This is a genomic window from Mucilaginibacter metallidurans (assembly GCF_003286435.2).
GTDB classification, from domain to species: domain Bacteria; phylum Bacteroidota; class Bacteroidia; order Sphingobacteriales; family Sphingobacteriaceae; genus Mucilaginibacter; species Mucilaginibacter gossypii.
This window is the reverse complement of record NZ_CP043449.1, coordinates 6,124,166-6,137,711: the sequence shown is the minus strand read 5'-3', so window position 1 is coordinate 6,137,711 and position 13,546 is coordinate 6,124,166. Positions and strand designations below refer to the sequence as shown.

Below are 13,546 nucleotides of genomic sequence, written 5' to 3'. Positions count from 1 at the left end.
ATTTTACAATTTTAAATATAAGCGACAACAGCATAATTCTTGTCACTCTACATGAAAAAAAATCTACCATTAGCCATACTATCTGGCTTGTTTTTATGGATAGCCTGGCCACCTACTCCTTATACTACGTTTTTACTTTTCATTGGCTTTGTGCCTATGCTGCTGGCCATTGAAAACATTATTAATGATGATAAGCCTAAAAAAGGCAAACGGGTATTTAATGTAACTTTTATCGGCTTTTTTATCTGGAACTCATTATCTGTTTACTGGGTTTATAATGCACTTAAAATAGTGGGGGAGATTGTGGCCATACCCATTACCCTTATCCCCTATTCGCTTGGGCCGTTGTTGATGGCGACGGCTATCTGGCTGTATTACCGGTTTAGACTGGTTGCCCCTCGCTGGGTTGCGCTAATTGGTTTAGTTTGCTTCTGGATCGGGTATGAATACCTGCACCAAAGCTGGGACCTCTACTTTCCGTGGATGACGCTTGGTAACGGTTTTGCCGTATCGCATCAATGGGTTCAATGGTATGAATATACCGGCGTATACGGCGGCACTTTATGGATCTGGGTTGTAAATATCCTGGCTTTTTTAATTTATACAAGCCTTCGCGAAGGTCAGACCAAACGCCACAGAATGGCATTGATCATGGCGATTGTAATTGTTGTAACAGTGCCTCTTGGCTATTCATTATCGGTTTATCATAACTATGTTGAAGAAGTAAACCCATCAAACATCGTCATTGCCCAGCCCAATATAGATCCGTACGAGAAAGATGGTACCATTCCCCCTGCTTCACAACTTGATATCCTGATCCAGCTTTCAAGACAGGTGGCCCAACCCAATACCGAATTTTTTATATGGCCCGAAACAGCTATCCCCGCGCCTGTTTATATCAACGAGGAACAGATAGGCCAAAATGATTTTATTAAGCAGGCCCAGATTTTTTTACGGAAATATCCTAATGGCAACCTGGTTACTGGGGCCGAAACATACAGGCTATATAACAACAGGGCAACACCAACAGCAATTCCCTCACCATGGGGCGGCGACCAGTTCGCAGACTTTTACAGCACAGCTCTCAATATTGAAAATGGCGACAGGATTCAAACTTACCATAAGTCACGGTTAGTCCCCGGGGCCGAATCACTGCCTTTTGGCGATGCGCTCTCATTCCTGAAACCTGTATTTGAACATTTAGGCGGCGCTACCGGTAACTACGCTCCTGAAAAGGATGCAAAAGTACTTTATTCGCAAAGCGGTATCGGGGTCGATCCGGTTATTTGCTATGAATCCATATGGGGAGGTTACATTGCCCGCTCAGTTAAAAAAGGGGCTCAGTTCATCGCCATTATTACTAACGATGGCTGGTGGGAAAACACCTCGGGCAAGGACCAGCATTTAGATTATGCCAAACTTCGGGCTATCGAAACCCGCCGCTGGGTTTGTCAGTCGGCCAATACCGGTATTTCCGGGTTTATCAACCAGCGCGGCGATGTGGTTAAACATACAGAATGGTGGACTAAAACCTCGATCAAGCAAGATATCAACCTTAATAGTGAGCTCACCTTTTATGTTAAACACGGCGATTATATCCCGCAGGCCGGCAGTATATTTGCAGGCATTGGCATATTATTTTTACTGGGGATGAGATTGAGGAAGAAGCAAACCTTAACGGTTTGAAAACTCAACCCCTAAATGGCTAATCAAGTACAGACAGGGTGGTTTTTATAATATCATCAAAAAAAGCCTTGTCGGCTGTGGCTTTGGCAGAAACCTGCATGCCTCTTACCGCATTCATGATGAACCGGGCCAGCGCAAGGGAATCCTGGGAGTTACGAACCTCACCGCTTGCCTGTCCTTTTTTTATGGCCTGAAGAATGGCATCTTCAAACTGCTGCTCATTTCGGCATACTACATTCTTAACTTCAACATCATGTGGTGCCAGTTCAATCTCGGCATTTACCATGAAACAACCTTTACGTTGCTCGTCGTTCAGCAAATCGCGCATGGTAAGCTCTAAAAGCTTTTGTATAGCCTCTTTGGCCGATGCTGAATTATTGATAATATCACACATCTGGTTTCCACCTGCCTTTTGATAGCTATCCAAAGCTTTAATGTATAAAGCGTGCTTATCACCAAAAGTATCATACAGGCTCGAGCGACTTATGCCAAGGCCGTCAACCAAATCCTGCATAGACGTGCCATTGTAGCCCTTATGCCAAAAAATGCAAACGGCCTTGCTCAATACCTCGGCTTCATCAAAATCTTTACTTCGTGCCATAACAGAAAAGCTTTACCCGTTTTGCAGGCAAAGCTATTCATTTTTAATTAATTGTTTAGTCTTATACCCCGTTTGTGCTTAACGGGCTTTACCGGCATAATTATCTTACCCCACCACTTGCAAGGATAATTTCGCCGGTTAACCAGCGTGAATCATCAGATGCCAGGAATACGGCAACAGGTGCAATATCATCCGGCTGACCGATACGGCCAAGCGGCGTGGTGCTTTCAATTTGTGCTTGAAAATCACTGCCGATAAACCCTGCAGTATGTGTACCCTCTGTTTCAACCATGCCCGGGTTAATAGCGTTTACGCGGATCTTTTTAGGACCAAGCTCTTTTGACAAAACCTGTGTAATAGAATCAACCGCACCTTTAGTACCTGTATAAATAGCACTTTGCGGAGGAGTAATACGGGTTACAGTTGAACTTATGTTGATTATGCTGCCGCCTTTATCACCAAAGCTATTTACCGCTCCCTGGGTAGCAAGTAATAAGCCAAGTACGTTTATATCAAACTGGCGGTGAAATTCTTCTTCGGTAACTGCCTCTATCGGTGTAAACTGGTATACACCTGCGTTGTTAACCAAAACATCAACACCGCCAAAAGCTTCTTTGGTTTCGGCAAAAAGACGGTCAACATCGGCCTTCTTTGCCACGCTGCCTTGTACGGCGATAGCTTTGCCGCCTTCGGCGGTAATTTCGGCAACCACTTTATCAGCACCGTTTTTATCTGATGCATAATTTACTACTACTGCTGCACCTGCTGAAGCCAGGCTTTTAGCTATACCTGCGCCAATACCTTTTGAAGCTCCTGTTACTACTGCAACCTTGTTTTCTAATTTTTTCATTTTCTGGAAGATTAATTTAATTTGGATCAATCGTTCCACAAATATAAACTCATTTTGGAACAATCATTCCCGAATTAATTTTTATTAGGCTGGGATGACAAATGAAGGGGGGTAAATACGCTGGCGGGCGTAATACAGATTTGTCAATCCAACAATACAATTGTCCATCATAGCTAAAAATTGGTGTCATCCCGAACTTGTTTCGGGAACCCACAGGACAAGCCGCATGAAGTATACTTAGCAAATGAGGTGCTGAAACAAGTTCAGCATGACGGATGGTGGAGACGTCATTTTACCTTCAGAGTTCGCCGGATTTAATTACTCAGAATGACAGGTGCTTTTTAATCTTGTATGGGTATAATTCAAATTACTCCTCCGTTGCCATTTCATTCCTTTTCAGGATAAAGGCCATCAGGTCATTGATGGGGTGTTTGATGATCTTGCCGGTTTTTACGCCGTGCAGGTGACAGAGAGAGACAAGCTCTTCAGAAAATGAATAAGCTATGGAGCCAACAAAGTGGCATTTATATTTATGATACTCGGGGTACGATTTAATATTGGTTTCAATAAACTCCACCAACCCATCAACCAGCATGGAATGCCCGTATTCTGTGGCCTTTATTTCGCTTACAAACTTACTGAATGATGCCAGGTAAGTATTGGCATTCGGCTTTTGATACACATTTTTGATCACGATCTCCTTGTTCAGGTGGTAGGCCTTATCAAATTGCTGGCTGATATCATACGGCATATTACCATATAAAAAATCAGTGATCAGCTTTTTGCCAAACCAGGTGCCTGAGCCTTCATCGCCCAAAACAAAACCAAGGCCATGCTGTCCATCGTAAATGTCTTCACCATCAAAAAAAGAGATGTTACTGCCGGTTCCCAGCACACAACAAATGCCTTTTTCATGACCACAGGTTGCATAAGCGCATCCAAGCAAATCGCTGTCAACACTGATATAGGCTTTATTAAAATGCGTGCTCAGGGCATTTGATACAATTTCGTGCCGGTCGGGGCTGCTGCACCCGGCACCAAAAAAATATATCTCAGAGATCTCTGCGGCAAGCGCAACCATATCCGGGGCCTGTTCAAGGATGATACGGGCTATCTCTTTTTCGGTTAAAAAATACGGGTTTAGCCCGGCAGTAAGGAACGAACGGGTTTCCTGGTCTGAAACGGTCAGCAGCCAATCGGTTTTTGATGATCCGCTATCTGCAACTAAGATCATTGACAAATTTCTTCAAGCGCTTTAACAGTAAGTGGCTTATGGATAAACTGTGTAATATGCTTATTATCTTCCGAGTCCCTGATATCGGTAGGATCAAGTGATGACGATAACATATATATTTTTATTCCTTTTTTAGCGATATCCAAACCGGCAAATTCGTGCAGAAACTCAAAACCCGTCATTATTGGCATCCTGATATCTAAAAAAATAACGTCGGGGTTTACCGATCCGCTTTTTAACGACTCAATGGCCTCCATTGGCGATTGACGCACAATAATATTTTCGGCAAAGTTGCTGCTTTCCAAAACCCGGCGCGTTATAAAGCTATCAATGTAGTTATCATCAATAAGCATACAGGTTTTGAAAGGCGCGGTCATGATTCAAAAATAAGTTTTTAAACTTACTATTAAAATATTTTTTATTTGATGTTAATACTGTTTGTTATCTGTTTTAACATGATCTCGGCCTGTTTGCTTTGATATTGCGCGGCAAAGAATTTTGATTGCGCGTCAAGATAGTTACGCTGTGCTTCCCTTACCTCAAGCGGGGTAATGTTACCTAACTTATATTTATCAAGCGTAATATCCAGGTTTTTTTTGTTAAGGTTTACATTGGCTTCTTCCAGTTTTACCAGGTCAAGGCCCGAAAGGTATGCCACAAACAAGCTGTTGATCTGGCTTTCAATATCCAGTTTGGTTTGTTTGGCAGCAATGCCGGCATTGTCAATCTGGATTTTCGCATTTTTTTCGCGCCTGTTTTGGTTAAAGCCGTTAAAAATATTGATGCTTGCAGTGAGGCCGTAATTAAAGCCATGTACATTTTGCGACAAGGTAAACCCTGCCGGTGTTTTGCTGTTGGTAAAGGTATAGCCCGATGTTAGCCCCACCTGCGGATACCGTGTAGCCCGCACCTGTTTAAGGTTGATCTCGGCCAGGCGCTGGTTTATTTGTGCCGATAGTATTGCCGGGTTTTGAAGCTGCGCGTTGTTGAGCACATCGGCCAGTGCCAGTTTTTCATCAACTATAATAGTATCGGCAACAGAAAAATCGGTTTGCAGATCGCGGATCAGTAACTGATTAAGTTGTATTTTGGTTGTCTTGAATTGCTGGTACTGGATCACCAGGTTGCCGGTATCCGTATTCAGGTTTACCTGGGCATTCAACACTTCCAATCGCGAAGCCCTTCCTACTGCAAACTTATCATTGGCAATGCGTAACTGCGTGCGGGAAATATCAATAGCTCCTTTCAATGCCTTGATCTGTTCGTTCTGGCTGATCAAATTATAATAAGTATCGATAACGCTGGCCACTGTTCTTTGTACGGTATCCTGTAATTGCAGCACACCCAGTTTATCCATCTGCTTTAGCTGGTCATAATTTGCAAACATGGCAAAGCCATCAAAAATTGTCCAGTTAAGGTTTACCCCATAATTGTTATTGGAGTTTTTGGCATTGCGGATATTGTTAACCGTACCATCATTGCGGGTTTGCTTGGTTGTTTGGCGACTGTTATTGTCATTAAAGTCGCCGGTAACCACCGGCAAGATCCCGGCATTACCAAGTGTAACATTATTTGATGCTATGGTTGAATTGTTTTGCGACAACTTGATATTGTAGTTGTTTTTCAGTGCTATTTCAACCGCATCTTTTAAAGTAAGTAAGGGCGCATCCTGCTGGGCTAAGGCCATGGTTGATATCATAGCGAAACAACAAACCAGGCAGGCTATTTTCTTGATCATCATATTACGTTACAAGTTTTCGATCAGTTTAGGTTCTTGAGGGTGCGGGTGACGGGCAGCTTCGGCTATTTCAGCTTCGGCAGCCAGGTCCTCAGGGTTATGGTCATGGTCTTTACGGGTCTTAGCAGCCAGCAACAGGTACATCATCGGGATAATATAAAGCGTTAACACCAACGAAAACAGCATCCCGCCCATAATCACAATACCTAATGAAACACGGCTTTTTGCACCGGCGCCCAGCGCAAACGCAATAGGCACGGCACCAAGCACCACGGCCAGGCTGGTCATTAATATTGGGCGTAAACGCGCCGTTGCCGCTTCAATAACTGCCTCGTATTTGGCTACGCCCTGTTCCATCCGTTGGTTTGCAAACTCCACGATAAGAATACCGTTTTTAGTTACCAGCCCTACAAGGGTGATGATCCCGATCTCGCTGAAAATATTAAGGGTTTGATTAAACAGCCACAGCGACAAAAACGCGCCCGAAATAGCCAGCGGCACAGTGAGCATCACGATAAGCGGGTCCATAAAGCTTTCAAACTGGGCCGCCAGTACCAGGTAGATCAGCAGCAAGGCAAAGCCAAAAGCAAAAAGAATGTTTGACGAACCTTCGGCATAGTCACGTGAGGGGCCGCTTAGCGCGGTACTAAAAGTATCGTCAAGTAAGCTTTTGGAGATCCTGTCCATTTCCTTGATACCATCGCCTACGGTATAACCCGGAGCAAGCCCGGCCGAAAGTGTTGCCGATTTATAACGGTTAAAATGATAGATGGCCGGAGGCGTGGCGCCCTCAGAGGTTTTAACTACGTTATCCAGTTGAACCAAAGTTCCTTTTGAGCTGCGCACATAAATTGATTTCAGATCAAGCGGCTGATCGCGGTTAGCGCGGTCAACCTGTGCTATTACCTGGTATTGCTTACCGTTTATCAGGAAGTAGTCGAGCCGGCCGGCGCTATAATACAGTTGCAACGTTTGGGCAATATCATCAACCGAAACACCTAAGTCACGGGCACGTTCACGGTCGGTAACCACGCGTAACTCGGGTTTGGTAAATTTCAGGTTAACGTCCGTTCCCTGGAAAACCGGGCTTTTGGATACCTCGGCAAAAAACGTTGGCAGCACCTTGCGGATCTTTTCAAAATCCTGGTTCTGGATAACATACTGTACAGGTAATGATGTTTTTGATCCGGAACCACCGCCACTGATAGTTTGCTCCTGCACCACAATGGCACGCGCATCGGGCATTTTGCGTAATTTACCATTCAGCCAGTCGGCAAGTTCCTGCTGGGTCCGTTTTCGTTCATCCGGACCAACAAGCCCTACCCTTCCAAAGCCTGTATTTGAAGCACCGCCGCCGCCAAATGATGGCGAAACAATTTCAAGGTTAACATTAGCCTCCGGAATTGAATCTGCAACCAGGTTAGATACCTTATCCATATACCGGGTCATGTACTCATAGGTTGCGCCTTCCGAACCAGTAACGCTGTAACGGAGCAAACTACGATCATCAAGCGGGGCAAGCTCGGATGGAATAACTTTTACCAGGATGCCGATAATAACCAAAGATGCCCCAAGAATGGTAAATGATACCCATTTGCGCTTCATGAACTTAATGAGCGATTCGGTATATGAAGTGGTCATATTAATGAAGAACGGCTCCGTTCTTTCATAAAACCTTGATTTCTTTTGGCTTTTGCGAATCAGCTTTACGTTAAGCATCGGTGTTAATGACAGGGACACGAATGCCGATATCAACACAGCGCCGGCCACTACTACCGCAAACTCGCGGAACAAACGGCCGGTGAAACCCTGTAAAAACACGATAGGTAAAAACACGGCTGCCAGCGTAACCGATGTGGATACTACCGCGAAAAAGATCTCGGCCGAACCTTCAAATGCCGCTTTACGGATCGCCATGCCCGCCTCTACCTTCTTATAGATATTTTCTGTTACCACAATACCGTCATCCACCACCAGGCCCGTTGCCAGTACTATCCCCAAAAGGGTTAAGATATTAATAGAAAACCCGAAGATGTACATAATAAAGAAAGCACCGATCAATGATACCGGGATATCTATCAGCGGGCGGAAAGCTATCAGCCAATCGCGAAAGAAAAGGTAGATGATAATTACCACCAGTACAAAGGCTACGATCAGCGTTTCCTGCACCTCAGATATCGACTGGTTAATGAACCTCGTATTATCCAAAGCCACTTTCACCGAAATATCGGGCGGAAGATCTTTTTTAATTTGTTCTAAACGTGTATAAAAATCCTTGGCTATCTGTACATAATTAGCTCCCGGCTGCGGCACCAGTGCCAGACCAACCATCGGCACCCCCGACTCTTTAAATATGGTTTCCTCGTTTGCCGAGCCCAACACAGCATAGCCAATATCACTCAGCCTGATCACCCTGTTGCTATCGGCACGGATAATGAGGTTGTTAAAATCTTTTTCAGTTGCCAGTTTGCCCAAAGCCCTGATGGTAACTTCGGTATTATTACCCTCAATTTTACCGGCAGGCAACTCTACGTTTTCTTTAGCTAAAGCCGCACCAATGTCGGTAGCAGTAACGCCAAGTGCCGATAGCTTGGTAGGGTCTATCCATAGGCGCATAGCATACTGGCGCTGTCCCTGTACGTTAATGGTACTTACACCAGGGATGGTTTGCAAGCCTTCCAGCAGCACATTTTCTGCATAATCATCCAGCTGGTTGATGTTACGGGTGTCACTGCTAACGGTAAGGGTAATGATTTGGTCGGCGCTGGCATCGGCTTTGGTTACTACCGGCGGGGCGTTAATATCCTGCGGTAGCTGGCGCTGTGCCTGGCCCACTTTATCGCGCACGTCGTTTGCAGCGGTTTCCAGGTCGGCATCAAGGTCAAACTCAACAGTGATATTGCTTTGCCCAACCGAACTGGTTGACGATATGTTACGGATGCCAGGCACACCGTTGATAGATTTTTCAAGCGGCTCTGTGATCTGCGATTCAATTACATCGGCATTGGCACCGGAGTAACTGGTTGATACCGAGATAATGGGAGGGTCGACCGAAGGAAAATCCCTCACGCCCAAAAACTTATAGCCGATAATACCAAATACAACAATAACCACAGACATTACTGTTGCCAATACCGGCCGCTTAATACTTACTGAGGATAAACTCATATTGGTTTATTTAATAACTTTTAAAATTTTCAAAGGCACTTTTGGCCGCATTTGGATCAGTCCCGATACTACCACACTGTCGCCAGGCTTTAAGCCTTCAATGACCTGGATCTTTGTATCAGTACGCAGATCTGTTTTTACCGGTTTTGACATGGCTTTACCATTGTGGTAGATCCAAACCAGGCTGCTTTTCAAATCTGGAATAACCGCCTCTGTTGGCAGCAAAATGGTTTTAGGAATTTGATCAAGCGTTAAATTGATCTTGGCAAAGCTGCCCGCGGTAAGGATCCCTTTAGGATTGGGTGCCTTAGCGCGCACGGTAATAGTGCGTGAGCTTGCATCAATTGAAGGGTCAATAGCATATACCGTACCCACGAAACTCTCCATCGAGCTTTCTGTTTTGAACCTGATCTTACTGCCGGGGCCAAGTATAGAAAGGTACCTTTCAGGCACAGCAAAAGTTACTTTTGCCGGATCGATATTAACCAGATCGGCAATAGGCGATGATGGCGAGAGGTAACTGCCCGGGCTGACATTCCTTAAACCGATAGTCCCTGAAAACGGCGCCCGGATCTCGGTACGGGCAATCTGCGCCTTAATTACATTTGCGGCAGCTTTTAACGAGTTTAATGAAGTTAATGAAGTATCATATTCCTCCTGGCTAATGGCTTCTTTTTGAAGCAACTGACGGTTGCGGCTTTCCTGTTGTTTTGCCAATGCCACCTGGTACTGGTTTTGCTGCAATGAGGCTTCCAAGTCCTGGTTGTACACTTTAACCAGCAACTGGCCCTTTGTTACTTTAGTGCCTTCATTAAAATAGATCCCGGTAATATTACCTGCTGTTTGGCTTATCAGGCTTACCTTTTCATTGGCATCAATGGTGCCGGTAATATCAATAATATTGTTTACGGCAGTATCTTTAACTATCATTACTTTAACACCTACCGGGGCACCACCTTTTTTCTTATCGCCCTTACCCGAAGCCATAGCCGCGGCCGATTTCTTTGCCCCTTCGCTAAAAAATTTATTGTAAATTAAATAGGCAACCAGCAGGGCCAGCGCCGTGTAAATAATATATTTCGTTTTCATACTTTGTTTAATCCGTGTGTGATTTAGCTTGTAGGGTTGTTTCGGGTGATATCAATGGTTTTAAATTTTTATGCATGCGGGTAAGTACGCTTTCAAATACCTGCATATCGGCTTCGGATATGCCTTCGGTAATATCCGCGTTGATGGCTTCAAACGTTTCAATGATCTGCGGAACGGCCAGTTTTGCCTTATCGGTAACGTGGAGCAATTGCTGCCGCCTGTCGTTCGGGTTGTTTTCGCGGTAAACAAAGCCTTTTGCGGTAAGCAGGTTAATGATGCTTACCATGGCCGATTTATCCTTGCCCAGCAGGTTTGCCAGCGCGTTTTGGGTAAGTTGCCCGTCATGAAAGTAAATGAGCGAAAGTATGTAATGATACCGGGTAACATCCAGGTGAACGGTATGCTTTACCAGTACATTAAGGTACAGTTTACCTAAGCGTATCAGCTTGCGCGAAATAGGTTCAATCAGTTCCATTTATTTAAAAATCGGTGTAAAACTAATAGCATAATATCAACAATAGTTGTATGTATCAACCATTTTACAACGGTGTTTAGGGCACTGTAACGCCACATACATAACTGATTATATAATATTTTATAAATTGCGGCCATGAAACTGACCAACCTACGCACGCTATTTTTTTTAACGCTTTTTATTATGAGTACTACCATCAGCAAGGCCGCCGCCAACGCTCAGATTACCTACAATGTTTCGTTTCCTGAAGCCCAGGCCCATTATGCTGATATTGAAATGCATATTACCAGCCTTCAGCAAAACACCCTTGAGCTTAAAATGCCGGTATGGACACCTGGTTCATACCTGGTACGCGAGTTCGCAAAAAACGTCGAGTCATTAACTGCTGAAGCTAACGGCAAACCCATTGCAGCACCCAAAATCAATAAGAATACCTGGCAAATTGTTACAAAAGGAATTTCGTCGGTAACGGTAAAATACAGGGTTTACGCTTTTGAGCTTTCAGTTCGCACCAGTTTTATCGATGCATCACACGGCTTCCTTTCAACCACCGGTATTTTCATCTATCCGGCCAATATGCTGCACTCGCCGGCTGTTATACATATCAAACCCTACAAAAACTGGGATAAAGTTTCAACAAGCCTCGATATGGTAAATAATGATCCTTTTACCCGTTTATCACCAAGCTTCGATATCCTGTTCGATTCGCCAATTGAAGTAGGCAACCAGGATGTTTTTGGATTTGATGCATCTGGTGTTCATTATGAAATTTGCATGTACGGCGGCGGCAATTATGATAAGGAAAAATTAAAAGCCGATATCCACAAAATTGTAGACCAGGAAGCGGCCGTTTTTGGCGAAAACCCTAATAAACACTATGTATTTATTGTACATAACCGCCAACGTAATGGTGGTGGTTTGGAGCACCTGAGCTCGACAGTTTTAGGAGCATCTCGCGACAACTACACCAACGATAAAGGATATCAAAGCTTTTTAGGCCTTGTTGCCCACGAGCATTTTCACTTATGGAACGTGAAACGCCTGCGCCCGATTGTGTTAGGCCCTTTTGATTATGACAATGAAAACTATACTACCAATTTGTGGATAGCCGAAGGTTTTACCGAGTACTACCAGGGTATCATTGTACGCCGTACGCAACTGTTCCCGGTTCAGAATTATTTTGATGTTTTGGAGGGCGAGTTCAATGTTTTGGAAAACCTACCCGGAAAAAATGTACAAACCGTTGCCGAATCAAGCTTTGATGCCTGGATCAAAGCTTACCGCCCTAACGAAAACTCTAACAATACTACTATTTCATACTACAACAAAGGGGCAATCATTGGTATGATGCTCGATCTGGAGATCATCAACGACAGCAAAGGCAAATACTCGTTAGATGATGCCATGAAGTACATGTACACCCAGTATTATAAAATCAAAAAGCGCGGTTATACCGATGCTGAGTTTAAAGCAGCCTTTGAAAAATTTGCAGGTAAAAAACTGGATGATTTTTATGCCAAATACATCAACGGTCTAACCCCTATCGATTATAATAAATACTTAGGTTATGCCGGTTATAAGGTAGAGGATGAACTGGCCGATAAAAACGATGCTGCCTTAGGTATCACTACCACAACAACCGCAGCTAAAAAAATTATTGTTACCGGTGTGCAACGCGGTACTGCCGCTTATATTGATGGCATTAACGTAAACGACGAAATCACCGCCATCGATGGCACCCCGGTTACTGATGCCGCAACCCTCATCAATGGTAAAAACCCAGGAGATAAAATTGAAGTTACAGTAACCCGCGACGGACAAGCTATGACCTTACCGGTTACCCTGCTGAAAAGCAACCGCGTTAAATACAATATTGTTACTGTTGATAGCCCCACCGAACAGCAAATGGTTGTTAGGAAAAAGTGGTTAAGCATATAACATTGCTTTTTCATAGAGAAGGCCGGCTGAGAAGCTGGCCTTCTTTGTTTAACGCCCGTCTCCAATCGTCATCCCGAACATTCTACTTTTGGCTTTGGTATAACGCCAATTATCTATTTTATTAATTAAATTTGTATATGGAAACATTCATTGTACATCCTGAAAACAAAGAACAATCGGCAGCTATCAAAGCTTTTTTAAAGGCACTCAAGATCAATTTTGAGAAGCATGATAAAGGTTCATATAATACCGAATTTGTTAAACAAGTATTGGCGGGCGAAGCAGCACGAAAAGCTGGTAAAAAAGGCGTTAGGGTAAACACCGACGACCTATGGAAATAGACTTATACGAAAAAGCTATCAGAGATTTTGAGTATTGGAAAAAATCCGGAAACAAGGTCGTCCAAAAAAAGATCTCACAAATATTTAGCGATATGAAAGCCCATCCTTTTGAAGGAATAGGGAAACCAGAGCCCCTCAAATATAGATTAACAGGAAAATGGTTGAGGCGCATCAATTCCGAACATCGTATTATCTATGATGTGGTTGATGAAACCATTAATGTTTACTCTTTACGGGGACATTATGAATGATAACATCAATGAGGGCCTTCTGCAACGCTGCCCTTTTTGTTAGCCCCTCTTATTGTCATCCCGAACTTGTTTCGGGAACCCACAGGACAAGCCGCCGATTGCCTGGCAAACGTGCTACTTAGCGTGTGGGGTGCTGAAACAAGTTAGCATGACGGTGAAAGGTTAGCATTTTAGA

The 13,546-nt window shown here is 44.0% G+C and carries 12 protein-coding genes; 4 read left to right on the top strand and 8 right to left on the bottom strand.

Annotated elements, in window-relative coordinates; all coding sequences use genetic code 11:
- The first annotated feature begins 51 nt into the window (after positions 1 to 51).
- Positions 52 to 1,686, top strand: a complete 1,635-nt coding sequence (lnt, locus tag DIU38_RS26275; protein ID WP_112656425.1) for an apolipoprotein N-acyltransferase — start codon at positions 52 to 54, stop codon at positions 1,684 to 1,686.
- Between the two features lie 19 nt (positions 1,687 to 1,705).
- On the opposite strand, the gene DIU38_RS26270 is transcribed toward lnt, so the two are convergent.
- From DIU38_RS26270 to DIU38_RS26235, 8 genes are all read right to left on the bottom strand, one after another.
- On the bottom strand, positions 1,706 to 2,287 hold the full coding sequence (locus DIU38_RS26270; RefSeq protein ID WP_112656427.1) for a TetR/AcrR family transcriptional regulator: 582 nt from the start codon (positions 2,285 to 2,287) through the stop codon (positions 1,706 to 1,708).
- Between the two features lie 100 nt (positions 2,288 to 2,387).
- On the bottom strand, positions 2,388 to 3,137 hold the full coding sequence (locus DIU38_RS26265; protein ID WP_112656429.1) for an SDR family NAD(P)-dependent oxidoreductase: 750 nt from the start codon (positions 3,135 to 3,137) through the stop codon (positions 2,388 to 2,390).
- A 367-nt stretch (positions 3,138 to 3,504) separates the two neighbouring features.
- Entirely contained in the window at positions 3,505 to 4,371 is an 867-nt protein-coding gene (locus DIU38_RS26260) for an N-acetylglucosamine kinase (protein ID WP_112656431.1), read from the bottom strand.
- Positions 4,368 to 4,748: a response regulator gene (locus DIU38_RS26255; RefSeq protein WP_091176071.1), complete on the bottom strand. Its 381-nt coding sequence runs from the start codon at positions 4,746 to 4,748 to the stop codon at positions 4,368 to 4,370. The genes DIU38_RS26260 and DIU38_RS26255 overlap by 4 nt, the downstream gene beginning before the upstream one ends.
- Positions 4,749 to 4,789: 41 nt before the next feature.
- A complete protein-coding gene (locus DIU38_RS26250) occupies positions 4,790 to 6,112 on the bottom strand; it encodes a TolC family protein (protein ID WP_243770655.1) in 1,323 nt (440 codons plus the stop codon).
- A 6-nt stretch (positions 6,113 to 6,118) separates the two neighbouring features.
- A complete protein-coding gene (locus tag DIU38_RS26245; RefSeq protein ID WP_112656433.1) occupies positions 6,119 to 9,277 on the bottom strand; it encodes an efflux RND transporter permease subunit in 3,159 nt (1,052 codons plus the stop codon).
- Between the two features lie 6 nt (positions 9,278 to 9,283).
- Positions 9,284 to 10,366, bottom strand: a complete 1,083-nt coding sequence (locus DIU38_RS26240; protein ID WP_112656435.1) for an efflux RND transporter periplasmic adaptor subunit — start codon at positions 10,364 to 10,366, stop codon at positions 9,284 to 9,286.
- 7 nt (positions 10,367 to 10,373) lie between these two features.
- Positions 10,374 to 10,841: a MarR family winged helix-turn-helix transcriptional regulator gene (locus DIU38_RS26235; RefSeq protein WP_112656437.1), complete on the bottom strand. Its 468-nt coding sequence runs from the start codon at positions 10,839 to 10,841 to the stop codon at positions 10,374 to 10,376.
- Between the two features lie 183 nt (positions 10,842 to 11,024).
- Here DIU38_RS26235 and DIU38_RS26230 point away from each other — a divergent pair, with 183 nt between their 5' ends.
- From DIU38_RS26230 to DIU38_RS26220, 3 genes are all read left to right on the top strand, one after another.
- Positions 11,025 to 12,779 (top strand): M61 family metallopeptidase, encoded by a 1,755-nt coding sequence (locus DIU38_RS26230; protein WP_112656538.1) that lies wholly within the window; start codon positions 11,025 to 11,027, stop codon positions 12,777 to 12,779.
- 137 nt (positions 12,780 to 12,916) lie between these two features.
- Entirely contained in the window at positions 12,917 to 13,120 is a 204-nt protein-coding gene (locus DIU38_RS26225) for a DUF2683 family protein (protein WP_112656439.1), read from the top strand.
- Positions 13,111 to 13,371 carry a Txe/YoeB family addiction module toxin gene (locus DIU38_RS26220; RefSeq protein WP_112656441.1) on the top strand — a complete coding sequence of 87 codons (261 nt, stop codon included), beginning with the start codon at positions 13,111 to 13,113 and terminating at the stop codon, positions 13,369 to 13,371. Before DIU38_RS26225 ends, DIU38_RS26220 begins: the two co-directional genes overlap by 10 nt.
- The last annotated feature ends 175 nt before the right edge of the window (positions 13,372 to 13,546 follow it).

Excerpts from the sequence above, each read along its gene's own strand:
- DIU38_RS26235 (WP_112656437.1), bottom strand. The coding sequence starts at position 10,841 with ATGGAACTGATTGAACCTATTTCGCGCAAGCTGATACGCTTAGGTAAA.
- DIU38_RS26250 (WP_243770655.1), bottom strand. The coding sequence starts at position 6,112 with ATGATGATCAAGAAAATAGCCTGCCTGGTTTGTTGTTTCGCTATGATA.
- DIU38_RS26270 (WP_112656427.1), bottom strand. The coding sequence starts at position 2,287 with ATGGCACGAAGTAAAGATTTTGATGAAGCCGAGGTATTGAGCAAGGCC.
- DIU38_RS26220 (WP_112656441.1), top strand. The coding sequence starts at position 13,111 with ATGGAAATAGACTTATACGAAAAAGCTATCAGAGATTTTGAGTATTGG.
- DIU38_RS26240 (WP_112656435.1), bottom strand. The coding sequence starts at position 10,366 with ATGAAAACGAAATATATTATTTACACGGCGCTGGCCCTGCTGGTTGCC.
- DIU38_RS26265 (WP_112656429.1), bottom strand. The coding sequence starts at position 3,137 with ATGAAAAAATTAGAAAACAAGGTTGCAGTAGTAACAGGAGCTTCAAAA.
- DIU38_RS26260 (WP_112656431.1), bottom strand. The coding sequence starts at position 4,371 with ATGATCTTAGTTGCAGATAGCGGATCATCAAAAACCGATTGGCTGCTG.
- DIU38_RS26230 (WP_112656538.1), top strand. The coding sequence starts at position 11,025 with ATGAGTACTACCATCAGCAAGGCCGCCGCCAACGCTCAGATTACCTAC.
- DIU38_RS26245 (WP_112656433.1), bottom strand. The coding sequence starts at position 9,277 with ATGAGTTTATCCTCAGTAAGTATTAAGCGGCCGGTATTGGCAACAGTA.
- DIU38_RS26225 (WP_112656439.1), top strand. The coding sequence starts at position 12,917 with ATGGAAACATTCATTGTACATCCTGAAAACAAAGAACAATCGGCAGCT.
- DIU38_RS26255 (WP_091176071.1), bottom strand. The coding sequence starts at position 4,748 with ATGACCGCGCCTTTCAAAACCTGTATGCTTATTGATGATAACTACATT.
- lnt (WP_112656425.1), top strand. The coding sequence starts at position 52 with ATGAAAAAAAATCTACCATTAGCCATACTATCTGGCTTGTTTTTATGG.